The 23,871-nt window shown below is 69.5% G+C and carries 17 protein-coding genes; 11 read left to right on the forward strand and 6 right to left on the reverse strand.

The features are described from left to right. Positions 1 to 175: 175 nt before the first annotated feature. The 4 genes from kynU to IEZ13_RS01360 form a co-directional block, all read right to left on the reverse strand. On the reverse strand, positions 176 to 1,420 hold the full coding sequence (gene kynU / locus IEZ13_RS01345) for a kynureninase (RefSeq protein WP_183215799.1): 1,245 nt from the start codon (positions 1,418 to 1,420) through the stop codon (positions 176 to 178). Further along, positions 1,417 to 2,268, reverse strand: coding sequence for a tryptophan 2,3-dioxygenase (gene kynA, locus IEZ13_RS01350; RefSeq protein ID WP_183215801.1), 852 nt, complete (start codon positions 2,266 to 2,268; stop codon positions 1,417 to 1,419). The genes kynU and kynA overlap by 4 nt, the downstream gene beginning before the upstream one ends. 25 nt (positions 2,269 to 2,293) lie before the next feature. Continuing rightward, positions 2,294 to 2,653, reverse strand: a complete 360-nt coding sequence (locus tag IEZ13_RS01355; RefSeq protein ID WP_306421488.1) for a YchJ family protein — start codon at positions 2,651 to 2,653, stop codon at positions 2,294 to 2,296. A 105-nt stretch (positions 2,654 to 2,758) separates the two neighbouring features. Continuing rightward, the gene (locus IEZ13_RS01360; RefSeq protein WP_183215805.1) at positions 2,759 to 3,283 is read right to left on the reverse strand and encodes a methyl-accepting chemotaxis protein; all 525 of its coding nucleotides are present in this window, start codon (positions 3,281 to 3,283) and stop codon (positions 2,759 to 2,761) included. A gap of 414 nt (positions 3,284 to 3,697) precedes the next feature. Here IEZ13_RS01360 and IEZ13_RS01365 point away from each other — a divergent pair, with 414 nt between their 5' ends. The 9 genes from IEZ13_RS01365 to IEZ13_RS01405 all read left to right on the forward strand — a co-directional run bounded on the left by IEZ13_RS01365 (position 3,698) and on the right by IEZ13_RS01405 (position 15,522). Continuing rightward, a complete protein-coding gene (locus IEZ13_RS01365) occupies positions 3,698 to 4,699 on the forward strand; it encodes a LacI family DNA-binding transcriptional regulator (RefSeq protein ID WP_183215807.1) in 1,002 nt (333 codons plus the stop codon). A 201-nt stretch (positions 4,700 to 4,900) separates the two neighbouring features. Next, complete coding sequence (locus IEZ13_RS01370; RefSeq protein WP_183215809.1) at positions 4,901 to 6,280, forward strand: ABC transporter substrate-binding protein; 1,380 nt, start codon at positions 4,901 to 4,903, stop codon at positions 6,278 to 6,280. 2 nt (positions 6,281 to 6,282) lie between these two features. Beyond that, complete coding sequence (locus tag IEZ13_RS01375) at positions 6,283 to 7,209, forward strand: carbohydrate ABC transporter permease (RefSeq protein ID WP_183215811.1); 927 nt, start codon at positions 6,283 to 6,285, stop codon at positions 7,207 to 7,209. Between the two features lie 2 nt (positions 7,210 to 7,211). Further along, a complete protein-coding gene (locus IEZ13_RS01380; RefSeq protein ID WP_183215813.1) occupies positions 7,212 to 8,084 on the forward strand; it encodes a carbohydrate ABC transporter permease in 873 nt (290 codons plus the stop codon). Between the two features lie 4 nt (positions 8,085 to 8,088). Further along, positions 8,089 to 9,624 carry an alpha-amylase family glycosyl hydrolase gene (locus IEZ13_RS01385; RefSeq protein ID WP_183215815.1) on the forward strand — a complete coding sequence of 512 codons (1,536 nt, stop codon included), beginning with the start codon at positions 8,089 to 8,091 and terminating at the stop codon, positions 9,622 to 9,624. Between the two features lie 101 nt (positions 9,625 to 9,725). Continuing rightward, on the forward strand, positions 9,726 to 13,544 hold the full coding sequence (locus IEZ13_RS01390; RefSeq protein WP_221244914.1) for a discoidin domain-containing protein: 3,819 nt from the start codon (positions 9,726 to 9,728) through the stop codon (positions 13,542 to 13,544). A gap of 63 nt (positions 13,545 to 13,607) precedes the next feature. Continuing rightward, positions 13,608 to 14,195 carry a YcxB family protein gene (locus IEZ13_RS01395; RefSeq protein ID WP_183215817.1) on the forward strand — a complete coding sequence of 196 codons (588 nt, stop codon included), beginning with the start codon at positions 13,608 to 13,610 and terminating at the stop codon, positions 14,193 to 14,195. Further along, positions 14,192 to 14,695: a hypothetical protein gene (locus IEZ13_RS01400; protein WP_183215819.1), complete on the forward strand. Its 504-nt coding sequence runs from the start codon at positions 14,192 to 14,194 to the stop codon at positions 14,693 to 14,695. The genes IEZ13_RS01395 and IEZ13_RS01400 overlap by 4 nt, the downstream gene beginning before the upstream one ends. A gap of 38 nt (positions 14,696 to 14,733) precedes the next feature. Then, positions 14,734 to 15,522 (forward strand): ComEA family DNA-binding protein, encoded by a 789-nt coding sequence (locus IEZ13_RS01405; RefSeq protein WP_183215821.1) that lies wholly within the window; start codon positions 14,734 to 14,736, stop codon positions 15,520 to 15,522. Between the two features lie 472 nt (positions 15,523 to 15,994). On the opposite strand, the gene IEZ13_RS01410 is transcribed toward IEZ13_RS01405, so the two are convergent. Beyond that, the gene (locus IEZ13_RS01410) at positions 15,995 to 18,121 is read right to left on the reverse strand and encodes a SulP family inorganic anion transporter (protein ID WP_183215823.1); all 2,127 of its coding nucleotides are present in this window, start codon (positions 18,119 to 18,121) and stop codon (positions 15,995 to 15,997) included. A gap of 117 nt (positions 18,122 to 18,238) precedes the next feature. Continuing rightward, the gene (locus IEZ13_RS01415; RefSeq protein ID WP_183215825.1) at positions 18,239 to 19,309 is read right to left on the reverse strand and encodes an NAD-dependent epimerase/dehydratase family protein; all 1,071 of its coding nucleotides are present in this window, start codon (positions 19,307 to 19,309) and stop codon (positions 18,239 to 18,241) included. 190 nt (positions 19,310 to 19,499) lie between these two features. Here IEZ13_RS01415 and IEZ13_RS01420 point away from each other — a divergent pair, with 190 nt between their 5' ends. Both IEZ13_RS01420 and IEZ13_RS01425 read left to right on the forward strand, forming a co-directional pair. Then, positions 19,500 to 22,076, forward strand: coding sequence for a carboxylate--amine ligase/circularly permuted type 2 ATP-grasp protein (locus IEZ13_RS01420; RefSeq protein WP_183215827.1), 2,577 nt, complete (start codon positions 19,500 to 19,502; stop codon positions 22,074 to 22,076). Positions 22,077 to 22,092: 16 nt separating this feature from the next. Further along, positions 22,093 to 23,859: an N-acetylglutaminylglutamine amidotransferase gene (locus IEZ13_RS01425; RefSeq protein ID WP_183215829.1), complete on the forward strand. Its 1,767-nt coding sequence runs from the start codon at positions 22,093 to 22,095 to the stop codon at positions 23,857 to 23,859. Positions 23,860 to 23,871 lie beyond the last annotated feature (12 nt).

The raw sequence follows: 23,871 nt of genomic DNA on the forward strand, positions 1-23,871 counted from the left end.
CCCGCCGAACCACAGCAGGCCGGCTCAGTCGAGGACTTCTCACAACCGCTGTCCGACGACGCCGAATCGGCCTCCGGCGCTGCGGGATCAACCGTCAGGGACGCCGGATCCGTCGTTGGCGGGGTGGGATCGGCCGCCGGCGACGTCGAGTCGGTTGGCGGCGTGGTGGGATCGGTCACCGGGGGTTCGCCCGAAGCAGGTCGCGGAGCACGGTGAGGCCCTGGTGGACCTCGGTGAAGCTGGTGCTCAACGGCGCCGGGCCGATGCGCAGGCCGTCCGGGCGGCGGTAGTCGGGGATCACCCCGCTGTCCCACAGCGGCTCCAGGAACTCGCGGAAACCGTCCCGCCGCAGCGTCACGTGGCCGCCGCGCCGATCGGGGTCGCGTGGGCTCGTCACGGTGACGCCGTGCGGGGCCAGCCACTCGTCGGCCAGTTCCAGAACGTAGTCGGTGAGCAGTAGCGACTTGGCCCGGACGGCGTCGATCCCGGCGGCCGCGAGCATGTCCAGGTTGGCGTGCAGCGGCACCATGGCGAGGATCGGCGGGGTGCCGCTGAGCAGCGCCCGGATCCCGTCGGCCGCCTCGTAGCCGGGGCCCATCTCGAATGATGCCCGGTGCCCCATCCACCCCTGGATCGGCTGCCGCAGCTCGCCCTGCGACTCGCGCCGCAGGTAGGCGAACGCCGGCGCTCCCGGGCCGCCGTTGAGGTACTTGTAGGTGCACCCGACCGCCAGGTCGACGCCCCACGCGTCCAGCTCGATCGGCACCGAGCCGGCGGAATGGCACAGGTCCCACATGGCCAGCGCGCCGGCCTCGTGCGCGATCCGGTTGATCTCGGCCACGTCGGCGAGCCACCCCGACCGGTACGCCACGTGGCTGAACAGCACCAGAGCGGTATCCGCGTCCACCACGCCGGCGACCTGTGCCGGGTCGATGCCGGTGGCCGGGTCGGTCTCGATCCAGACGAGTTCCAGGTCGCGTTCGGCGGCGATGCCCTCCAGCACGTACCGATCGGTGGGGAAGTTGTCGGTGTCCAGCACCACCTTGCGGCGGCCCGGCCGGGCGTCCACCGCGGCGCGGGCCAGCTTGTAGATCAGGACCGTGGTGGAGTCGGCGATCACCACCTGGCCGGGGCCGGCGCCGAGGGCGACCGAGCCGAGCCGGTCGCCGAGGGTGAGCGGCCACTCCAGCCAGCCCTCGTCCCAGCCGCGGATGAGCCGCCCGCCCCACTGCTCGCGGATGAACTCGTCGACGAGCCGGGCGGTCGCCTCCAACGGCCGGCCCAGCGAGTTGCCGTCGAGGTAGGAGAGCAGCTCGGCCGGCGGCGGGGTGATGAACTGCTCCCGGAACGACGCGAGGGGGTCGGCCGCGTCCAGATCGGCGGCACGGGCGAGCAGGTCAGCGGTCGGGGAGGAGGTCAATGGGGCACTCCGATTTCGGTGCGGACGGCATAGAGCTCGGGGAAGAATGTCAGATCGAGAGCGGCCTTCAGAAAGCCGACCCCGCTGGATCCTCCGGTGCCCCGTTTGAAGCCGATCGTCCGCTCCACGGTCTTGAGGTGCCGGAACCGCCACAACTGGAAGTTCTCCTCCAGGTCGACGAGTTCCTCGCAGGCCTCGTAGACGTCCCAGTTGTGTTCGGCGTTCTCGTAGATCTGCTGGAACACGGGCACCAGGTCGGGCTGGTACTCGTAGGCTTCGGTGACGTCCCGCTCCAGGATCGAGGCCGGTACGCCGTGCCCGCGCCGGGCCAGGAAGTGCAGGAACTCGTCGTAGACGCTCGGGCTGGCCAGCGCGTCCTCCAGCAGGGCACGCGCTTCGGGCTGGTCGTCGAAGATCGACAGCATGTGCCGGTTCTTGTTGCCGAGCAGGAACTCGATCGCCCGGTACTGGTAGCTCTGGAAGCCGGACGACGTGCCGAGGAAGCTGCGGAACTGCGCGTACTCCGTCGGGGTCAGGGTGGCCAGCACCGACCACTGCTCGGTGAGGGTGCGCTGGATGTGCTTGACCCGGGCGAGCCCCTTGAGCGCGGGACGCAACTCGTCCTTGGCCAGCCAGACCTGGACCGCCCGCAGCTCATGGATGATCAGTTTCAGCCAGAGCTCGGATGTCTGATGCTGAACGATGAAGAGCAGCTCGTCATGGTGCTCGGGCACGCTCACCGGGTGCTGCCCGCCCAGGATCTCCGCGAGGTGAAGGTACTCACCATACGAGAGATTGACCTTGAAGTCCCTGACGATGCCGTTCTCGAGCGGCCGCTGTGCCGACATCACTCCACCTCCGGTCCCAAGGAGATCACAGCGGCCCCCAGTAGACCCAACGGCCGTCGTGCCTGACGAATCGACTCTTCTCCGTCATCACGCCGGTCCGCCCGCCATCGGTGAAATGCGCGCGGAACTCGACCGTCCCCTCCGCGTCGAAGACCCCGCCCCCGCTGTGGCCCAGCACCTCAAGACGCGTCCAGCGCACCCCGGGATCCGTCTCCAGGGTCGCCGGGCGCGTCTGTGGATGCCACGTCGCCAGCACGTAGTCGACCCGGTCCAGCGCATAGGCGCTGAAGCGCGAGCGCATCAGCGCTTCCGGGTCCGCCGCCGCCTTTCCGCCGTGCAGGCTTCCACAACAGTCCTCGTACGCCGGGCGCCCGCACGGGCACACGGCAGAGGTTTTCCGGGGCTTGGGGGATCTGCGAGCCATGCGCCCCAGTCTCCCCCAGCCCGCGGGCGGCCCCCGAAGTTATCCACAGTTCCGCGTCGGCGCAGGTCAGCCGGCCTGCTGCTCGATCACGATGCCGCTGATCACTTTCTGGCAACGGTCGAGTTCCTCGATCAGCCCCTGCATCTCCTCGATGGCGGACACCGCGTTCTGGGTGTCGGCCCGGATGCCGCCGACCTGGGTGCCGATCTCGCTGGTGGCGGTGGCCGTCTCGTTGGCCAGGTCCTTGACCTCGCTGGCCACGACGGCGAACCCGCGGCCCGCCTCGCCGGCCCGGGCGGCCTCGATCGTCGCGTTCAGCGCCAGCAGGTTGGTCTGTTTGGCGATGGTGGCGATCAACTGCACCACCTTGCCGATCTCCGTGCTGCTGGCCTCCAGTCGCTGGATGACCTGCACCGCGGTCTCGGCCGCATGCACCGCCGCCTGGGTGGCGGTGGCCATGTCGTTGCTGACGTTGGCCAGCCGGTGCACCGAGTCCCGCTGCCGGTTCTGCGCCGACCAGTCGTTCTGGCCGGAACCGGACGGGTCCCGCAGATCGTCGGAGTAGCCGTCATTCTGATCCCAGTCGGACATGGTGGTGGCGACCCCTCTCTACCGGTCTCCGCAAAACATCCCATCCCGCCCACCAACCGCGAAGCGTTTTCCCCGATCCGGCCTGACCGGGTGGCTGGCGCCGCACGGACCACCGATCTTCGCCCGGAAGCGCCTCGCGGGCGGGACCGGGCAGTGAGATCGCGGTGCGCCACGGGACGGCGTCACCTGCGGTCGGGGACGGGGAGTCCCGTACCGGAAAGGGGTTTGAAAGCGATGACGACCGCGACATCGCGGAGAGCGACGGCTTAACCGCTTCATGCGGGGGCCCACCGCGACACCGGGTGAAATATGCTCACTACCGAACCGCCGGAGAACCATCGGCGTCGCAAACGGATGCAAGACCGCCGCGAAACGTGGTTCGGTTTTTGCAAGGATCTGACGTAGGATTCCGGGGTGACCAAACGTCTAGCCGAGGTGGCTAAGAAGGCCGGGGTCAGTGAGGCGACCGTCAGCCGGGTGCTCAACGGGCGCAGCGGCGTCTCCGAGGCCACCCGCACGTCGGTGCTCACCGCCCTGGACGTGCTGGGCTACGAGCGGCCCACCAAACTCCGCGGGGAGCGGGCCCGGCTCGTCGGCCTGGTCCTGCCCGAGTTGCAGAACCCGATCTTCCCGGCGCTGGCCGAGGTGGTGACCGGTTCGCTCGCGCAGCGCGGATTCACGCCGGCCCTGTGCGCGCGGACGATCGGCGGTGTGCCGGAGTCGGATTACGTGGAGATGCTGCTGGACCACCAGGTCTCCGGCGTGATCTTCGCCGGGGGGTCGTATGCGCTGGCCGACGCCTCGCACGAGCACTACCGGCGGCTGACCGAGCGCGGCCTGCCGGTGGTGCTGGTCAACGCCGGTGTCGACGAACTGGGCTTTCCCCGGGTGTCGACGGACGACGCGGTGGCGGTCGAGCAGGCCTACGGGCATCTGCGCTCCCTGGGCCATGAGCGGATCGGCATGGTGCTCGGCCCGGAGGGGCACATCCCGTCCCGGCGGAAGCTGGCCGCGATGCTCCAGGTGGCCGGCGCGGAGGACGCCGCGGCGCGGGTCGAGCGGTCCAGCTTCTCCATGGAGGGGGCGCGGGTCGCGGCGACCCGGCTGGTGGAGCGCGGGGTGACCGGCATCATCTGTGCCAGTGACGTGCTGGCCCTGGGCGCGATCCGGGCGGCGCGACGGCTGGGCCGTTCGGTGCCGGGTGACGTCTCGGTGGTGGGCTTCGACGACTCCGCGTTCATGACCTGCACCGATCCGCCGCTGACCACGGTGCGGCAGCCGATCGAGACGATGGGCCAGGCCGCTGTGGACCTGCTGGTGAGCCAGATCGACGAGGCCCGAGAGTTCTCCGACGAGCTGCTGTTCGAGCCGGAGCTGGTGGTTCGGGGCTCGACGGGACCCGCCCCCCGAGACTGAGTTCCACCAGGCCGAACGAGGCCGCCGACCATGTGGTCGGCGGCCTTTTTTGTGTCCGGGTTCGAGACAGCCGACGCACAGTCGTGTTCTTGCAAGAGAAAATCGAAACCTTGCGGCAACATGCTCGTCTCGTTACAGTGACCCCACTCACTACGAGGACTCCTAAATAAGCGATAGAACCCGTTCCGAAGGGATGGACAGATGTCCGTACCGCAGTACCGGAAGGTTGCGGCGCTCGCGCTCGTGGCCGGCCTGGGGCTCAGCCTTACGGCGTGCTCCACGAAGAGCGACGACGACGGCTCGGATGCCGCCGGCAAGGTGACCATCACGGTCGACTGCCAGCCGGTCGCCGCCCAGAAGGAGCTGCTCGACAACTGGAACGCGGATGTGGCCGAGTTCCAGAAGCAGAACCCCGACATCGTCATCAAGAGCATCAGCGTCGGTCAGCAGTGCAACAACCCGCCGGACTTCACCGCGCGCCTGGCCGGTGGCACCACCACCGACGTCTTCTACGGCTACATGACCGACCTCCAGCAGGTGCTGGACTCCGGCCAGGCCATGGACATCACGCCGTACGTCAACAAGGACACCGTCTCGACCTGGGACAGCGTCGACCCGGCGCTCAAGGAGGTCTTCACCGACGGCGGCAAGCTGTACGGCGTACCGGTGAAGAACTACTCGATGGGCCTGGTCTACAACAAGACGCTGTTCCAGAAGGCCGGCCTGGACGTCAACAACCCGCCGAAGACCTGGGCCGAGGTGCGGGAGGCGGCCAAGAAGATCTCCGCCGCCGACAAGAGCGTGGCCGGTTACGCGGAGTACAGCGCCGGCAACACCGGCGGCTGGCACTTCACCTCGCTGCTCTACTCGCAGGGCGGCCGGGTCCTGTCCGAGGACGGCAAGAAGGCCGCGTTCAACAGCGCCGAGGGCAAGCAGGTCCTGCAGAACCTCAAGGACATGCGGTACGGCGACGACAGCATGGGCAGCCGCCAGCTCCTCCAGTGGGGTGACCTGCTGACCAACGCGGCGGCCGGCAAGGTCGGCATGTTCATCGGCGCGCCGGACACCACCCAGGCGATCGTCAGCCAGTTCAAGGGCAAGTTCGAGGACTGGGCGGTCGCGCCGCTGCCGGGCCAGAGCGACCTGGGCAAGGGCACGCTCGGCGGTGGCGAGGGCTACTTCTTCAAGAAGGACCTCACCAAGGAGCAGGTGGAGGCCGGTCTGAAGTGGATCGCCTACCAGAAGCTGACGCCGGGCAAGGGCCAGTTCGACTACGTGCGGGCCAAGCCGCAGAACTACCCGGTCGGCCTGCCGCAGCCGCTGCTGTTCGCGAACGGCAGCGAGGCACAGAAGCAGGAGTTCGACCTGCGCAAGGCGAACGCGAACGTGCCGGTGGAGAACTTCGCGCTCTTCGAGAACAAGCAACTCCCGATCGTGGGTGAGCCGCGGGACGCACAGGCGATCTACGCGATCCTCGACTCGGCGATGTCCGGGGTCCTGACCGACCCGAAGGCGAACGTCGACACGCTGCTCAAGACCGCCGAGGAAAAGGTCAACCAACTGCTGGCGGCCGGTAGCTGAGCATGGCGGTCATGACTGCCCCCGCCCCGGTGAAAGCCGAGGCGGGGGTCTCCCCGAAGAGTCGCCGCAAGATCCGCGACAACCTGACCGGGCACGCCTTCCTGATCGGCGCGGTCCTCTGCTTCGCCCTCTTCATGTGGTACCCGATGATCCGCGGGCTGGTGATGAGCTTCCAGCGCACCCGTCGCGGTGTGACCACCTGGGTGGGCTGGGACAACTACCTCCGGATCATCGACGACCCGAGTTTCTGGGTCGCCTGGAAGAACACCTTCTACTTCACCGGGTTGGCGCTGATCGTCGGGTTCGCGGTGCCGTTCTTCGTGGCGATCGTGCTCAACGAGTTCCGGCACGCCAAGGGTTACCTGCGGGTGCTGGTCTACCTGCCGGTCATGCTGCCGCCGGCGTCGGCGCTCTTCCTCTTCAAGTACTACGCCTACGACCCGAGCGAGGCCGGTCTCTTCAACGCGATTCTGACATTCCTGCACCTGCCCACGTCGGAGTGGATGCAGTCGCCGACCATGACGATGCCGGCCATGGTGCTCGCCTCCACCTGGATGAACATGGGCGGCGCGGTGCTGATCTATCTGGCGTCACTGCAGAACATCTCCGGAGATCTGTACGAGGCCGCCGAACTGGACGGCGCCGGCATCTGGAAACGGATCTGGCACGTCACCATCCCGCAGACCCGGCTGATCCTGGCGCTGCTCGCCATGATGCAGATCGTCGCCACCATGCAGCTCTTCATCGAGCCGCTGATCCTGGCCAACGGCGCCGGCACGCAGGACTCGGCGACCTCCGTGGCATACCTGATCTACCAGCACGGCTTCTTCCAGAACGACCTGAACGGCGCCGCGGCCCTCGGTGTGATCATGCTCGTGGTCCTGGCCGCCTTCTCCGCCGTCTACCTGCGGTTGAGCACGAAGGACTGACCATGACCCGGACACTCATCTCGCACGCTCAGCTCCGGCGCGGCCGCGGCCGGGTGATCTACTGGACGCTGCTGACCGTCGTCGTCGTGGGGTTCACCCTCGTCTTCCTCGGGCCGCTGTACTGGATGGTCACCGGCGCCCTCAAGTCGGGCCAGGAGATCGCGCAGACACCGCCGACGCTGTTCCCGCAGGATCCGCAGCCGCAGAACTACGTCGACGCGTGGACCCAGCTCGACCTGGCGAAGCTGCTGTTCAACACGTTCTACTACGCGGCCGGCGCGGTGCTGTTCCAGCTCGTGTTCGACACCGCGGCGGCGTACGCGCTGTCCAAGCTGCGGCCGGCGTTCGGCAACGTGATCCTCGGCGCCATGCTGGCGACCCTGATGATCCCGGCCATGGTGCTGATCGTCCCGCAGTACCAGACCGTGATCGACCTGCCGGTGCTGAACCTCAGCCTGATCGACTCACCGTTCGCGATCTGGCTGCCGATGGTCGCCAACGCCTTCAACATCTTCCTGCTCAAGCGTTTCTTCGACTCGATCCCGGAAGAGATCATGGCGGCCGCCTTCGTGGACGGGGCCACGCCCCTGCGTACCCTCTGGTCGATCATCCTGCCGATGTCACGGCCGATCCTGGGCGTGGTGTCGATCTTCGCGGTGACCGCGGTGTGGAAGGACTTCCTCTGGCCGCTGCTGGTCATGCCGCACCCGGAGACCCGCACGATCAGCGTCGGCATCTACGCCTTCGCGGCCGGCACCCCGCAGAACGTGGTGGTCGCCGCGTCGGTCATCGCGGCGCTCCCGACCGTGGTCATCTTCCTGATCTTCCAGCGCAACATCATGTCCGGCCTGACCGCAGGCAGCCTCAAGGGATAACGGGATGACAATGCAGTGGTGGCGTGACGCCGTGATCTACCAGGTCTATCCGCGCAGTTTCGCCGATGGCGACGGTGACGGGGTCGGTGACATCGCCGGCATCCGCGCCCGGCTCGGCCACCTGAGAGACCTCGGCGTCGACGCGATCTGGATGAGTCCCTGGTACCCCTCCCCGATGGCGGATGCCGGGTACGACGTGTCCGACTTCCGTGACATCGATCCGGTCTTCGGCGACCTGGCCGAGGCGGAGGCACTGATCGAGGAGGCGCACGAGGCCGGCATCCGGATCATCGTCGACATCGTCCCGAACCACATCTCCAGTGAGCATCCGTGGTTCAAAGCGGCCCTCGCCGGTGGCCCGGAGCGGGACTATTTTTGGTTCCGTAAAAGCCAAAATATGCCTACAAACTGGGTGGGGGAGTTCGGCGGGACCGCCTGGACCCGGGTCGACGACGACACGTGGTACCTGCACCTGTTCACCCCGGAGCAGCCCGACCTGAACTGGGAGCATCCCGACGTCCAAGCCGAGTTCGAGAGCATCCTGCGGTTCTGGTTCGACCGGGGCGCCGACGGCATCCGGATCGACTCGGCGGCGCTGCTGTTCAAGGACCCGGCGCTGCCCGAGGTCGTCGAGGGACAGCCGCACCCGTTCCACGACCTGGACGCGGTGCACGACGTCTACCGCTCCTGGCGCCGGATCGCCGACGAATACGAAGGCCGTGCCCTGATCGGCGAGGTGTGGATGCCGGACGTCGAGCGGTTCACCAACTACCTGCGCCCGGACGAACTGCACGCGGCGTTCAACTTCGACTTCCTGGGCTGCGCCTGGGATCCGCGGCTCATGCGCGACTGCGTCAACCGCACCCTAGGCGCGCACGCGCACGTCGGCGCCCCGCCCACCTGGGTGCTGTCCAATCACGACGTCACCCGGCACGTGACCCGCTACGGCCGCGCCGACACCACGTTCAGTTTCGAGAACAACCTCGACGGCACCCCGGTCGACCTGGAACTGGGCACCCGGCGGGCCCGGGCGGCCGCGCTGCTCACCCTCGCACTGCCCGGCTCGGCCTACATCTACCAGGGTGAGGAGCTGGGCCTCTGGGAGAACGAGGCGATTCCTGAGGATCAAATTCAAGATCCGATGTACGCGCGACGCGGCCACACCCGCGACGGCTGCCGCGTACCGATGCCCTGGTCAGGCGACGAGCCGCCCTACGACTTCACCACCGGCGCCCCGTGGCTTCCGCAGCCGGCCGAGTGGAAGGACCGGACCGTCCAGGCCCAGACCGGTGACCCCAGCTCGATGCTGGAGCTCTACCGGTCGGCGATCCGCCTGCGCACCTTCACCGGCCACGACTTCGCCTGGCTGGACCGTGGCGAGGACGTGCTCGCCTGGACCCGCGGGACGGATTTCGCCTGCGTGCTCAACCTCTCCGGCGCACCGGTGTCCCTGCCGGAGCACCGGGGCATCCTGCTCGCCAGCAGCCCGCTCGACGGTGACCTCCTCCCCCGGGACACCGCGGTCTGGCTGCGCCTCTGAGGCGGCTCCTGATACGCCGGCGGGCGGCTCTCCACCGGGCCACCCGCCGGTTCTCGAGAAACACCTTCCCCGGAAAGACTGGAAGAAAGGTGCGCTCCCTCATGTCCAGATTCAGGTTCATAGCCGCGGTGGCGGCCGCGAGCGTGATCGCCGCCCTCGTGCACGCCCCGCCCGCCACGGCCGCCGGACCGAACCTCGCGGCCGGCAAGACCTTCAGCGCCTCCAGCCACACCGACGTCTACCCGGCCGGGAACGCCGGCGACGGCAACGCCAACACCTACTGGGAGAGCGCCAACAACGCCTTCCCGCAGTGGCTCCAGGTCGACCTCGGCACCGCCACCCAGGTGAACCAGGCCGTCCTCAAGCTGCCGCCGGCCACCGCCTGGAACACCCGCACCCAGACACTGTCCATTCAGGGCAGCACGACCGGCACCTCGTTCAGCGATCTCAAGGCCAGCGCCGGGTACAGCTTCAACCCGTCCTCCGGCAACACGGTGACGATCGATTTCGGTACGGCGAGCGCGCGCTTCGTCCGGCTGAACTTCACCGGCAACACGGCGTGGCCCGCCGGGCAGCTCTCCGAACTGGAGATCTACGGCCCGGTGGCCGGGGACAGCCAGGCGCCGACCGCGCCCGGCAACCTCGCCTACACCGAGCCGGCGAGCGGACAGATCCGGCTGACCTGGAACGCGTCGACCGACAACGTGGGCGTCACCGGCTACGACGTCTACGCCAACGGTGTCCTGCGTACGTCGGTGGCCGGCAACGTGCTGACCTTCACCGACAACCAGCCCGACTCGGCGACCGTGCAGTACTACGTGCGGGCCAAGGACGCGGCCGGCAACGTCTCGGCTGACAGCAACACGGTGACCCGTACCGGCGCCTCCGGTGACAGCCAGGCGCCGACCACGCCGGGGACGCTGTCCTACACCCAGCCGGCGGCCGGGCAGATCCGCCTGGCCTGGGGCGCGTCGACCGACAACGTGGGCGTGACCGGCTACAACGTGTACGCCAACGGGACCTTGAAGACCACGGTCACGCAGACCACGTACACCGACAGCCAGCCGGACACGGCGACCGTCGCCTACTACGTGAAGGCCCGTGACGCGGCCGGCAACGAGTCGGCGGCCGGCAACACGGTCACCCGCACCGGGACCCCGCAGAACGGCGCGAACATGGCGGTCGGCAAGCCGATCGAGGCGTCCTCGGTGATCCACACCTTCGTGGCCGCGAACGCGAACGACAACGACACCGCCACCTACTGGGAGGGCAGCGCGTACCCCGCGAACCTGACGGTCAAGCTGGGCGCCAACGCCACCGTGTCGTCGGTGGTGGTCAAGCTGAACCCGGCCACCGAGTGGGGCGCGCGGCAGCAGACGTTCGCGATCCTCGGGCGGGAGCAGTCGGCGTCCGCGTACACCACGATCGTGGGCTCCGCGACGTACAGCTTCAATCCGGCGAGTGGCAACACGGTGACCGTGCCGGTGAGCGCGACCACCGCGGACGTCCGTCTGTCCTTCACCGCCAACACCGGCGCGCCCAGCGGCCAGGTCGCGGAACTCCAGGTCGTCGGCACCCCGGCGCCGAACCCGGACCTCACGGTCACGGCCGTCTCGACCTCCCCGGCGACACCGGTCGAGACCGACGCGATCACGCTGTCCGCCACCGTGCGCAACGCGGGCACGGCCGCGTCTCCCGCCTCCGAGGTCAACTTCTACCTGGGTACGGCGAAGGCCGGCACCGCCTCGGTGGGCGCTCTGGCGGCCGGCGCCACCGCGACCGTCACCGCCTCGATCGGCGCGCGGGACGCGGGCACCTACGCGGTCAGCGCGAAGGTCGACGAGGCGAACACGGTCATCGAGACCAACGACGCCAACAACTCCTACAACAGCCCGAACAACCTGGTCGTGGCGCCGGTCAGCAGTTCCGACCTGGTCGCCTCGGTGGTCTCCTGGTCCCCGGGCAACCCGGCGGCCGGCAACACCGTCACCTTCTCGGCGACGCTGAAGAACCAGGGCACCGCGCCCAGCGGCGGCGGCGCGCACGGCGTCACCGTGACGATCCTGAACGGCGCCTCCGTGGTGAGGACGTTCACCGGCTCGTGGACCGGCCCCCTGGCCGCCGGCGCCTCGTCGCCGTCGATCAACCTGGGCACCTGGACCGCGGTCAACGGTAAGTACACGGTTCGGACGGTGGTCGCGAGCGACACCAACGAGCTGCCGGTGAAGCAGGGCAACAACACCAGTGAGAAGCCGTTCTTCGTGGGGCGTGGCGCGAACATGCCGTACGACATGTACGAGGCCGAGGACGGTCAGACCGGCGGCGGCGCGCAGGTCGTCGGCCCGAACCGGATCGTCGGTGACCTGGCCGGCGAGGCGTCCGGCCGAAAGGCGGTCACGCTCAACCAGACCGGCTCGTACGTGCAGTGGACCACCCGCGCGGCGACCAACACGGTGGTGGCGCGGTTCTCCATCCCGGACGGCACGACCAGCTCGATCAACGTGTACGTCAACGGCACGCTCAACAGGACGTTGCCGCTGACCTCTCGTTTCGCCTGGCTGTACGGCAACGAGACCAACCCGCAGAACTCGGGGACCGGTCCGCGCCACATCTACGACGAAGCCAACATCATGTTGACTGGATCAATACCTGCCGGAAGTACGGTCAAGCTACAGAAGGATGCAGTCAACACCGGCAACATCGCCATCGACTTCATCAACCTTGAGCAGGTCGCCCCGATCGCCAACCCGGATCCGTCCCGCTATGTCGTGCCGGCCGGATTCGACCACCAGTCGGTGCAGAACGCACTGGACGCCGCCCGTCAGGACGCCACCAAGCTGGGCGTCTACCTGCCGGCCGGCGACTACCAGACGAGCAACAAGTTCCAGGTGTACGGGCGGTCGCTGCGGGTCATCGGCGCCGGTCCCTGGTACACCCGCTTCCACACTCCGTCCACCCAGTCCGAGACGGACGCCGGCTTCCGGGCCGACGCCACCGCCAACGGCTCGACGTTCGCGAACTTCGCGTTCTTCGGCAACTACACGATCCGCATCGACGGCCCCGGCAAGGTGTTCGACCTGGCCAACGTCGCCGACATCACGATCGACAACATCTGGGCCGAACACACGGTGTGCCTCTACTGGGGCGCGAACACCGACCGGATGAAGATCACCAACTCGCGGATCCGGAACATGTTCGCCGACGGCGTCAACATGACCAACGGCAGCACCGACAACCTGGTCGACAACAACGACGCCCGGGCCACCGGTGACGACAGCTTCGCGCTGTTCTCCGCCATCGACGCCGGCGGCTCCGACGAGATCAACAACGTCTACTCGAACCTGTCCACCACGCTGACCTGGCGGGCCGCCGGCATCGCGGTCTACGGCGGGTACGCCAACACGTTCAAGAACATCTACATCGCGGACACCCTGGTCTACTCGGGCATCACGATCAGCTCGCTGGACTTCGGCTACCCGATGAACGGTTTCGGCGCCAGCCCGCCGACCGTGTTCGAGAACATCTCGATCGTCCGGGCGGGCGGCCACTTCTGGGGCAGCCAGGTGTTCCCGGCGATCTGGGTGTTCTCCGCGTCCAAGGTGTTCCAGGGCATCCGGGTGAACAACGTCGACATCGTCGACCCCACCTACTCCGGGATCATGTTCCAGACCAACTATGTGGGCGGCCAGCCGCAGAACCCGATCAAGGACACGATCTTCACCAACGTGTCGATCACCGGGGCGAAGAAGAGCGGCGACCAGTTCGACGCGAAGTCCGGCTACGGAATCTGGGCCAACCCGATGCCGGAGGCGGGCCAGGGGCCGGCGGTCGGCTCGGCCACCTTCACCAACCTCCAGTTGAGCGACAACTACCGCGACATCGAGAACCCGACGACCACCTTCACCATCACGCGAAACTGAGCGACACGGGGATGAATGTGCCCGCGCCCACCCCGGGTGCGGGCACATTCGTAAGATCCATCGGTGCACATCGAGTTCACCGACACCCGCTCCCCCGAGTACTACCGGAACAGGTTCCCGGACCGGACCTCGCGGGCCGCCAAGATGCTGTCCGCCGTGGTGTATCCGATCGGGATCGTGGCCGTGTTCATCGTGGTGGGCGGTGAGTTCAGCCCGAACGCCCTGGTGACCGGGGGCCTGCTGATCCTGGCGGCGATCGCGGCGATCGGGTTCGCACGGTGGCTGGCCGTGCGGGCGGCCCGCCGGACCGCTCCGGTGCCGGTAGCCGAGCTGACCCCGCACGACTGGGTGCTCACCGACGAGCGGCTCGTCGCGTCCACGGCCGAGTCGTCCACCGGGTACGAATGGTCGGCGTTCGAGGCGATGTTCGTACTGGACGACGCCTACCTGCTGCGCACCAGGACCGGTCAGGCCGTCGACATCCCGCGGGCGCCGCTCACCCCGGAACAGGACGCCGAGCTGCGGACCTTCCTCTGCGCGGTGGTCGACCGCCCGGAATCCAGCATCGGCCCCGACCACCTGGACTCCGCCATCGTCCCCGACCGCCCGGACTCCGCCACCAGTTCGTCCGCGGAATCGCCGGCGGCATGACCGTGCATCTCGAGATCAGCCGGAACGAGCCGTTGCCCCCGCTGCGCCGGGCCCCGCGCCGGCTCATCCCGCTCGTCGCGCCGCTGGTCCTGGCCGGGGTCGCCGGAACAGCGCTCGGCCTGTGGCTGGACGCCCCGGGCCCGTTCACCGTGTCCGCCGCGGTCCTGGCGATCACCGGGCTGGGCGCGATCGGCATCGAGATCCGCACCCGCCCGCGCCGGGCCCGGCGGGTGATCACGCCGCTCCCGGAGATCTGGACGGTCACCGACGACGGGGTCGAGGTCCGCACCGCGGAGAGCCGCAAGGTGTGGAACTGGGCACTGGTCCGTTCGGTGGCCATCCATCGGGACCGTTACCGCCTGAGACTGAACGACTCGGGCCACGTCGACCTGCCCCGCCCGGAGTTGCCGGTGCCCGACGCGCTGCTCGACGACTTCCTCCGGCGCCGCACCCTGCTGCCGCCGCTGTCCGGGGGCCTTCTGCCCTGGTCACGGCGCTGACCCTGGTGTCGCTTGATGTCCGGTTCTACCGTCGTGGCATGCAGCCCGATCCGCGAGCCCGTGCCGGATGGCAGCGACCGCCGGAACCGCCGGTCACCTTCTGGTGGTTTCTCGTCCCGTTGCTGACCTGCGGGCTGGGGACGGCCCCGATGGTGCTGGCCGGTGCGATCAAGCTCCGCTCACGGACGCACCTGATCCTCTCCGGCGTCTACTTCGTGGCGTTCTTCGGCAACTGCGCGGGCTCGGCGGTGACGAGTGACGGCTCGGATTCGACGGCGGCGATCCTGCTCAGCATGGTCTCCATGGTCCTGTGGGTGGCCGGGACGTTCCACGTCGGATTCCTCCAGCAGCGGGTCCGGGCCGAGTTCTTCAGCCGAAACCCCCAACCCCGACCCCAACCTCCGGCGTACGGCAGAGCCACCCCCCGCCCCCGCCTGACCCACTACCCGCCGCCGCGCCCGGACTGGAACCGGGCGCCGGCCGTCGATCCGGCGCTGGCCAAGGCGCAGTGGCGGGCCGCCCGCCGGGAGGAGGCCCGCCGGGTCCAGGCCGAGCAGCCGTCCATCGCGTCCGAGCTGATGATCGGCCGCCCCGACCTGCCGGGCCGCGAGTACGACGACGGCGGCCTCGTCGACGTCAACCACGTCCCCGCCGAGTGGCTGGCCCGCGCCCTGCGGATCGAGCGCCCGCTAGCCGACCGCATCGCCGAGGCCCGCGACCTGCACAACGGTTTCACCAGCCCGGACGAGTTGCTGGTCTACTGCGACGGCCTGACCCCCGAAAAACTGGCCCAGTTCCGAGACCGCCTGGTGTTCATGCCCCGCTGACCGAGCACCCCTGCCGATCGTGTGCGTGGTTGTCGATCTTGTTCGGCTGGCCGTCAGCGCTGACCCTGCTGGTCAATTGCCCCACTGCCGTCCGCCGCCCGCGCTGTCCGGCCCGGCGGGCGACCACGTCGCGCCGTCCGTGTGCCCGGCCTGCCGCCATGACGCGGGCGGGCGACCACGCAAACCGTTACGTGTGCGCTGGTCGGCGCAACGAGCCGGACCCGGTGGCCCGTGCGGCTGGCGCCGCACGGCCAGGGCGCGCGGTAAGAGCGCCACTCCCGCCCGGCGCGATCTTGAACGATTGACCACCCCCAGCGGTGGGAAAACGTCCAAGATCACCGCGAGAATCGCGAGAGCGCGAGAACGCGTGGGCGCGCTACGGCCGGGAGGCCGCAGGGCGATCGCGTGGCAGGGCGGAACGGCCACGATTCTTCGGGGGCGTTCCACCACGTACCGGAAACGGGCTTTGATGTCAGGCGGCCGGGATCGACGAGATGGGGCGGGCGTCGCCGAGGACCGGATCGACCTCGTACATCCGGGCTTCGGCGAGGTCGAAGTACATGCCGGTGAGGCGCAGGCGGCCGGCCGCCTCGGCGGCCCGGACCGCCGGATAGGTGCGCAGGTTGGCGAGTTGCCGCACGACGTTGTCGGTGCAGCAGCGTTCCTCGTCGGCGGCGTCGCCGAAGTCGACCCCGGAGAGGGCGAGCCAGTCGCCGAGTGCGGAGCCGGGCAGGGCCGCGCCGCTCATCAGGGCGCGGACGGCCCCGCAGCCGGAGTGGCCGCAGACCGTGATGGTGGTGACGCCGAGGACGTCGACGGCGTATTCGACGGCCGCGCCGGCCGAGACGTCGCCGGCGCCGTGCGGGGGCACGATGTTGCCGACGTTGCGGACGCAGAACAGGTCGCCCGGGCCGCTCGCGGTGATCAGGTTGGGGACCAGCCGGGAGTCGGCGCAGGTGATGAAGAGCTGCTGCGGCCGTTGACCGTCGCGGGCCAGGTCGGCCAGGTGTGGCCGGACCAGCGGGGCCACGGTGCGCTCGAACTCGGCGATGCCGGCCGCCATGGCGCCGCGGCGCTGCTGGTCCATGTCCTGCCAGCGGGACCAGGAGCCGAGCACCCGCGGGGTGCGTTTGCCGCTGCCCAGCCGGCCCGAGGTGGCCTGGGAGAACCAGGAGTCGTGCACTTCGCGGATCCGGACCGTGCCGCTGGTCCGCTCGTGTGCCGAGCACCAGTCGCGGATCGTCTCGTAGGCGCCGTGGTCCAGGTAGTCGAGGTGGAGTTCGAGGTCGACGTCGCTGCCGCCCGGCACGCCGCCCAGCTCGCGGGTTAGGCGGGCCGACTCGACGAAGGACAGGGTGCCGTTGATGGTGACCAGCCAGTCGCCGGGGGCGCGTTCGACCCGGCGGATCTCGGAGCGGGTGAGCCGCCAGAGGATCAGCAGCGCCGCGGTGATCATGCCGAGGGCGACGCCGGTGAGCAGGTCGGTGGCGACCACGCCGAGGGCGGTGACCAGGTAGGTGGGCAGTTCCCGGTGCCGGGCGTAGGTGCGGATCTGGGCCAGGCTGACCAGCCGGAGTCCGACCACGATCAGTACGGCGGCCAGCACCGCCATCGGGATGGTCTCCAGCAGGCCGGCGCAGAGCAGCACGAACACCGCGACCCAGACGCCGTGCAGGATCGCCGAGGCCCGGGTACGCGCGCCGGCCGCCACGTTGGTGGAGCTGCGCACGATCACGCCGGTCACCGGGAGCCCGCCGAGCAGGCCGGATGCCGTGTTGGCGGCGCCCTGGGCGACCAGTTCCCGGTTGAGGTTGGCGCGCGGGCCGTCGTGCAGCCGGTCGACGGCGACCGCGGAGAGCAGCGACTCGACGCTGGCGACCAGGGCGATGGTGAGGACGGCCACGGCGATCTCACGGACCGGGGCGTCCGGCCAGCTTGGTGTGATCAGCCCGGCGAGCGGTTCGTCGGGCAGGTCGACCCGGGCCACGTCGGCGCCGGTGGCGGCGGCGATCGCGGTCATCGACACCACCGCGACCAGGGCGGCCGGGAGCATCGAGCTGCGGATCAGGCGGGGCCAGAACACCAGGACGGCGACGGTGAGGATGCCGAGCACGGCGGCCGCGCCGTGGTGGGCGGCGATCTGGCCGGGCAGGTCGCGCAGGTTGCGCCAGGCGGAGCTCTGCGGGGTGCCGCCGAGCATGACGTGCACCTGGCTGAGCGCGATGACCAGTCCGATGCCGGCGAGCATGCCGTGTACGACCGCGGGTGACAGGGCCAGGGCGGCGCGGCCCATCCGGGACGTGCCGAGGAGGATCTGCACCAGGCCGGCGACCGCGACGATGGCGGCCGTGCCGGCGAATCCGAAGTCGGCGACGGCGCCGGCGACTATCACGGTGAGGCCGGCGGCCGGGCCGCTGACCTGTAACGGGGCGCCGCCCAGGGCGCCCGCGACGATGCCGCCGACGACGGCGGCCACCAGCCCGGAGAGCAACGGGGCCCCGGACGCCGCGGCGATGCCGAGGGACAACGGAATGGCGATCAGGAATACGACGATGGACGCCGGCAAGTCCCGGCGCAGGATCTGCGTCAAGTCGGACATTTCGGTAATGTACCGAAGGTCGGTTAACGGGTGATTAACTAAGCGGCCCTTACAGTAAGTACACAGAAAGTGCCGCCCAGTGGATCACCGGGCGGCACTCGGGCGCATAACTATGCGTCAGGACTTCCAGACCTCGTGGTTGGCCTCGTAGATCTCCCGCAGGATGGCCGGCACGTCGTAGGTCAGCTTCCAGTCCGGGTAGTGCTCCTCGAACCGGCCGGTGCCGCTGATCCACCACTGGTGGTCGCCCTGCCGGGCCTGGTCCACGTACTCGGTACGGGCCTCCAGACCGGTGATCTCCGAAGCGATCTTGAAAGCCTCGATGTGCGAGCAGTTGGAGAACCGGCCGCCGCCCATGTTGTAGATCTCGGCCACCCGCGGCGCCTTGTGGAACGCCTCGAACGCGGTGATCAGGTCGTGCGAGTGGATGGCGTCGCGGACCATCTTGCCCTTGTAGCCGAAGATCTTGTACGTCCGCTGCTCCATCACGCAGCGCATCACGTACGCCAGGAAGCCGTGCAGCTCGGCCGCCGAGTGGCCGGGACCGGTCAGCGTGCCGCCCCGGAAGACCGCGGTCGGCATGTCGAAGTAGCGGCCGTACTCCTGGACCATGATGTCGGCCGCCACCTTCGAGGCGCCGAAGACCGAGTGCATGCTGTTGTCGATCGTCATGGTCTCGTCGATGCCGCCGTACCACCGGTGGTCCTCGGGCAGCTCGTACCGCGTCTCCAGCTCGACCAGCGGCAGCGAGTTGGGCGTGTCGCCGTACACCTTGTTGGTCGAGGTGAAGATGAACGGCGCGTCGATCGCGTGCCGCCGGGTCGCCTCGAGCATGTTGATCGTGCCGACCGCGTTCACGTCGAAGTCGGTGAACGGCTCGCGGGCCGCCCAGTCGTGGCTGGGCTGCGCGGCGGCGTGGATGACCAGCCCGATGTTCGACCCCAGCTCGGCGAAGAGCCGGTCCAGCCCGTCCCGGTCCCGGATGTCGACGCTGTGGTGGGTGTACCGGTCGCCGACCTCCTTCACCAGGCGCTGGAGGTTCCACTGGGTGGAGCCGTCGGCACCGAAGAAGTAGCCGCGCATGTCGTTGTCGACCCCGACCACGTCCATGCCGAGGGCGGCGAAGTGCCGGACCGCCTCCGAACCGATCAGACCGGCCGATCCGGTGATTACGACGACGCTGCTCATGAAGGACCTCCGCGGGTGTCGGGCGTCACCGGGCGACACTACCGGTGAGCTGCAAAGGACCTCCGGCCCGGGCTGGAGTGTCGCCATCGTCATGCTTGACCGCGGCGCGAAACGGGCACGTCACAGATTCGCTACATCCTATGGAAAGGCTCCGGCGAAACCGGGCTGAACCTATGCAGAGGCGGTCTCGATGACGGAGTCACTACAGGCGTCGGATCCGCGCGTCCCCGAACGGGCCGCACTCACCCTCGGTGTGGAGGAGGAACTCCACGTCGTCGACCTCGGCACCCGTGAGCTGGTTCCCCGGGCGCCGGAGATCCTGGACCGGTTGGACGAGGCACACTTCTCGGCCGAACTGCACCGGTCGGTGGTGGAGACCAACACCCCGGTCAGCGCCACCCTGGACGATCTGCGGGCCGGGATCGTCGCGCGGCGGCGTACGGCGATCGGGGTGGCCGAGTCGCTGGGCCTCGGGCTGGTCGCGGCCGGCACCGTACCGCTGGTCGACCTGGACGCGCTGCCGGTCACCCCGACGTCCCGCTACCAACGGATGCTGCACGAGTACCAGATGCTCGTCCGCGAGCAGCTGATCTGCGGCGCCCAGGTGCACGTCGGGGTGCCGGACCCGGACGAGGCGGTCGCGGTCGCCCAGCGGGTGACGCCGGTGCTGCCGGTGCTGCTCGGGCTCTCCGCCAGCTCGCCCTACTGGATGGGTGAGGACTCCGGGTACGCCAGCGTCCGCTCCCTGGTGTGGATGCGCTGGCCGACCGCCGGCGACAGTGGCCGGCTGCACTCGGCGCAGGAGCACGAGGCCCTGGTCAGCGACCTGATCGCGTCCGGGACGATCAGTGACCCGAAGATGGTCTACTTCGACGTCCGGCCGTCGGCGCACGTGCCCACCGTGGAACTGCGGGTCACCGACGCCAGCCCCGACGTGGAGACCGTGGTGCTGTTGGCCGGGCTGTTCCGCGCGCTCGTGCTGCGCGCCCGGATCGAGCACCGGGCCGGTGTCCCCCTCCCGGATCCGCGGCCGCCGCTGCACCGGGCCGCGATGTGGCGGGCCGCCCGGTCCGGTCTGGAGGGCGACCTGCTGGACCTGCCCCGCTCGCCGGTCCCGGTGCCGGCCGCCGTCGCGGTGGAGCGCCTGGTCGGTGAGCTGCGCCCGCAACTGGAGGAGCTGGGCGACTGGGACCAGGTCTTCGACCTCACCCTGCGGGCGCTGAGCCGGGGCAGCTCGGCGGCCCGGCAGCGGCGCGCCCTGGCCCGGCGCGGCCGGCTCTCCGACGTGGTCGACGCGCTGGTGGCCGAGACCCGCGGCGGGGTGACCGAGACGGGCCCGGCGGGCGCCCCGGCGCCGGCGCTGATCGAGGCGTACGTGGCCGACGGCGACGAGGCCTTCCCGGGCGGGCGCGTCTCCCCCGCCTACTCCGGGATCCTGCCGGTGCTCACCTCGCTCGGCGCCACCGGCCTGCGGCAGCGCGAGGACCACCGCGACGACGAGCAGCGCGCCCGTGGGATCACGTTCAGTGTGGCCGGTGAGGCCGCCACCCGGCTGTTCCCGTTCGACCTGGTGCCCCGGATCGTGCCGGCCGGCGACTGGCGGCACCTCACCGAGGGCCTGGTGCAGCGGGTCCGGGCGCTCGACGCGTTCCTCAACGACGTCTACGGCGACCGGCAGGTGGTGGCCGACGGCATCGTGCCCGACTGGGTGATCGACGGGTCGCCGGAGCTGCGGGCCAGCGGCGCCCTGATCAGCCGGCCGGCGGTCCGCGCCCAGGTGGCCGGGGTCGACCTGGTCCGTGACGGGGCCGGGAAGTGGTGCGTGCTGGAGGACAACCTGCGGGTGCCGTCCGGGATCGCGTACGCCATGCAGAACCGCCGTCTCACCTGGAGCGTCCTGCCCGAGCTGCCCCGCCCGGCCGCGCTGATCTCGGTGGAGGAGACCCCGCGCCTGCTGAAGCGGGCCCTGCTGGAGGCGGCCGGCCCGGCCGCCGGCGACGATCCGGCGCTCGTCGTACTCAGTCAGGGTCCGGACGACTCGGCCTGGTTCGAGCACCGGATGCTCGCCGAGGCCATGGAGGTGCCGGTGGTCCGCAGCACCGAGCTGTTCGTCGACGAGGGCCGGGTGTGGCGGCTGCGGGACGGCCACCGGCGCCCGGTCGACGTCATCTACCTGCGCATGGGCGAGGACAGTCTGGTGCACTCGCCGGGCGCGGACGGCATGCCGCTCGGCCCCAGCCTGGTGTCCGCGCTGCACGCGGACACCGTGGTGCTGGCCAACGCGCTCGGCAACGGGGTGGCCGACGACAAGGCGGTGTACGCCTTCGTCCCCCGCCTCATCGAGTACTACCTGGGCCAGAAGCCGCTGCTCGCGGACGTGCCCACCTATCTGTGCGGGATCCCGGAGCAGCGTGCCGAGGTGCTGAGCCGTCTCGGCGAGCTGGTCTGCAAGCCGGTCGACGGCTACGGCGGCGACCGGATCGTGATCGGCCCGCACGCGAGCCCCGCCGACCTGGAGGCGCTGCGCCGGCAGATCCGGGCCGCCCCGCACCGCTGGGTGGCGCAGGAGCTGGTCGAGCTCTCCACCCATCCGGTCTTCGACGGGCACCGGCTCGCCCCGCGGCACGTCGACCTGCGGGCGTTCGTCTTCACCGGAAAGGAGTCGGTGGTGGCCCCGGCCGCCCTGACCCGGGTGGCGCCCGCCGGCAGCATGATCGTCAACTCCTCGCGGGGTGGCGGATCGAAGGACACCTGGTTGCTCGGCTGATATCAGGAGGTATCTCATGTGTGGAATCGCCGGCGAGATCCGTTACGGCGACCGGCCCGCGGACACCGAAGCGGTCCGGCGGATGCTGCCCTGCCTGGCGTCCCGCGGCCCGGACGGCCACGGGCTCTGGACGAACGGACGGATCACTCTCGGTCACCGGCGACTGAAGATCATCGACCTGTCGGAGGCCGGCGCCCAGCCGATGACCGATGACCGGCTGGGCCTGACGGTGGTCTTCAACGGCTGTGTCTACAACTACCGGCAGTTGCGCCTGGAGCTGGAGAAGGACGGCTACACGTTCTTCTCCGGTTCGGACACCGAGGTGATCCTCAAGGCGTACCACCGGTGGGGCGCCGACTGCGTCACCCGTTTCCTCGGGATGTTCGCCTTCGCCGTGGTGGAGCACGACAGCGGGACCGTGACGCTGGCCCGCGACCGGCTCGGGATCAAGCCGCTCTACCTGGCCGAGTCGCCGGGGCGGCTGCGGTTCGCCTCCACGCTGCCCGCGCTGCTCGCCGCGGGCGGTGTGGACACCACCCTCGACCGGGTGGCGTTGCAGCACTACATGACGTTCCACTCGGTGGTGCCGGCGCCGCGCACGATCCTGGCCGGGGTCCGCAAGCTGCCGCCGGCCACGCTCCGGGTGATCCGGGCGGACGGCACGTCTACCGAGCGGGTGTATTGGGAGGCGTCCTTCGAGCGCACGCTGGAGCGGGCCGACTGGGCGGCGGCGGTCCGCGACAAGCTGCGGCAGGCGGTGGAGCGGCGGATGGTCGCCGACGTGCCGGTCGGGGTGCTGCTCTCCGGCGGGCTGGACTCCAGCCTCATCGTGGCGCTGCTGGCCGAGCGGGGGCAGGCGGGGCTGACCACGTTCAGCATCGGGTTCGAGGCCGGCGGCGGGGAGAGCGGGGACGAGTTCGAGTTCTCGGACATTGTGGCCAAGCATTTCCAGACCACTCACCACCAGATCAGGATCGGTCACGAGCGGTTCCTGCCGGCCGTGGAGCGGACCGTCGGCGCGATGAGCGAGCCGATGGTGAGCCACGACTGCATCGCGTTCAATCTGCTCAGTGAAGACGTTGCAAAGCATGTCAAGGTGGTGCAATCTGGGCAGGGCGCCGACGAGATCTTCGCCGGCTACAGCTGGTACCCGCCCCTCGCCGGCGTGCCCCGGGAACAGGCCGTCGAGGCGTACGCGAAGGAGTTCTTCGACCGCACGCACGCCGAACTGGCCCGGCAGCTGAATCCCGCCTGGACGGTCGATCTGGACCTGGCGCGGGAGTTCGTGGCGGAGAGCTTCGGCCGGCCCGGGGCGACCACCGCGGTCGACGCGGCGCTCCGGCTCGACTCGCAGGTGATGCTCGTCGACGATCCGGTCAAACGGGTCGACAACATGACCATGGCGTGGGGGCTGGAGGCACGCGTACCGTTCCTGGATCACGAACTGGTCGAGCTCGCGGCGGCCTGCCCGCCCGAGCTGAAACTGGCCCACGACGGCAAGGGAGTGCTCAAGGAGGCGGCCCGCGGGCTGGTTCCCGACGCGGTCATCGACCGGCCGAAAGGCTACTTCCCGGTGCCCGGCATCCGGCACCTGGAGGGCCCGGTGCTCGACATGGTCCGGGACGCGCTGCACGCGCCGGCCGCCCGGGAGCGGGCGCTGTTCCGGCCGGAGTACGTGTCGGCGCTGCTCGCCGACCCGAACACCCCGCGCACCACGCTCGGGGCGAATCAGTTGTGGCAGCTCGCGCTGCTGGAGATGTGGCTCCAGACAGTGCTCGATTAGAAGCAGGGGAAT

Origin of the sequence: Actinoplanes campanulatus, assembly GCF_014647795.1 — a bacterium.
Taxonomy (GTDB): domain Bacteria; phylum Actinomycetota; class Actinomycetes; order Mycobacteriales; family Micromonosporaceae; genus Actinoplanes; species Actinoplanes campanulatus.

Bases quoted from the DNA above. Each gene is read 5' to 3' on its own strand.
- IEZ13_RS01390 (WP_221244914.1), top strand. From the start codon at position 9,726: ATGTCCAGATTCAGGTTCATAGCCGCGGTGGCGGCCGCGAGCGTGATC.
- IEZ13_RS01375 (WP_183215811.1), top strand. From the start codon at position 6,283: ATGGCGGTCATGACTGCCCCCGCCCCGGTGAAAGCCGAGGCGGGGGTC.
- IEZ13_RS01370 (WP_183215809.1), top strand. From the start codon at position 4,901: ATGTCCGTACCGCAGTACCGGAAGGTTGCGGCGCTCGCGCTCGTGGCC.
- IEZ13_RS01400 (WP_183215819.1), top strand. From the start codon at position 14,192: ATGACCGTGCATCTCGAGATCAGCCGGAACGAGCCGTTGCCCCCGCTG.
- IEZ13_RS01380 (WP_183215813.1), top strand. From the start codon at position 7,212: ATGACCCGGACACTCATCTCGCACGCTCAGCTCCGGCGCGGCCGCGGC.
- IEZ13_RS01405 (WP_183215821.1), top strand. From the start codon at position 14,734: ATGCAGCCCGATCCGCGAGCCCGTGCCGGATGGCAGCGACCGCCGGAA.
- IEZ13_RS01425 (WP_183215829.1), top strand. From the start codon at position 22,093: ATGTGTGGAATCGCCGGCGAGATCCGTTACGGCGACCGGCCCGCGGAC.
- IEZ13_RS01415 (WP_183215825.1), bottom strand. From the start codon at position 19,309: ATGAGCAGCGTCGTCGTAATCACCGGATCGGCCGGTCTGATCGGTTCG.
- IEZ13_RS01410 (WP_183215823.1), bottom strand. From the start codon at position 18,121: ATGTCCGACTTGACGCAGATCCTGCGCCGGGACTTGCCGGCGTCCATC.
- IEZ13_RS01360 (WP_183215805.1), bottom strand. From the start codon at position 3,283: ATGTCCGACTGGGATCAGAATGACGGCTACTCCGACGATCTGCGGGAC.
- IEZ13_RS01385 (WP_183215815.1), top strand. From the start codon at position 8,089: ATGACAATGCAGTGGTGGCGTGACGCCGTGATCTACCAGGTCTATCCG.
- IEZ13_RS01420 (WP_183215827.1), top strand. From the start codon at position 19,500: ATGACGGAGTCACTACAGGCGTCGGATCCGCGCGTCCCCGAACGGGCC.
- kynA (WP_183215801.1), bottom strand. From the start codon at position 2,268: ATGTCGGCACAGCGGCCGCTCGAGAACGGCATCGTCAGGGACTTCAAG.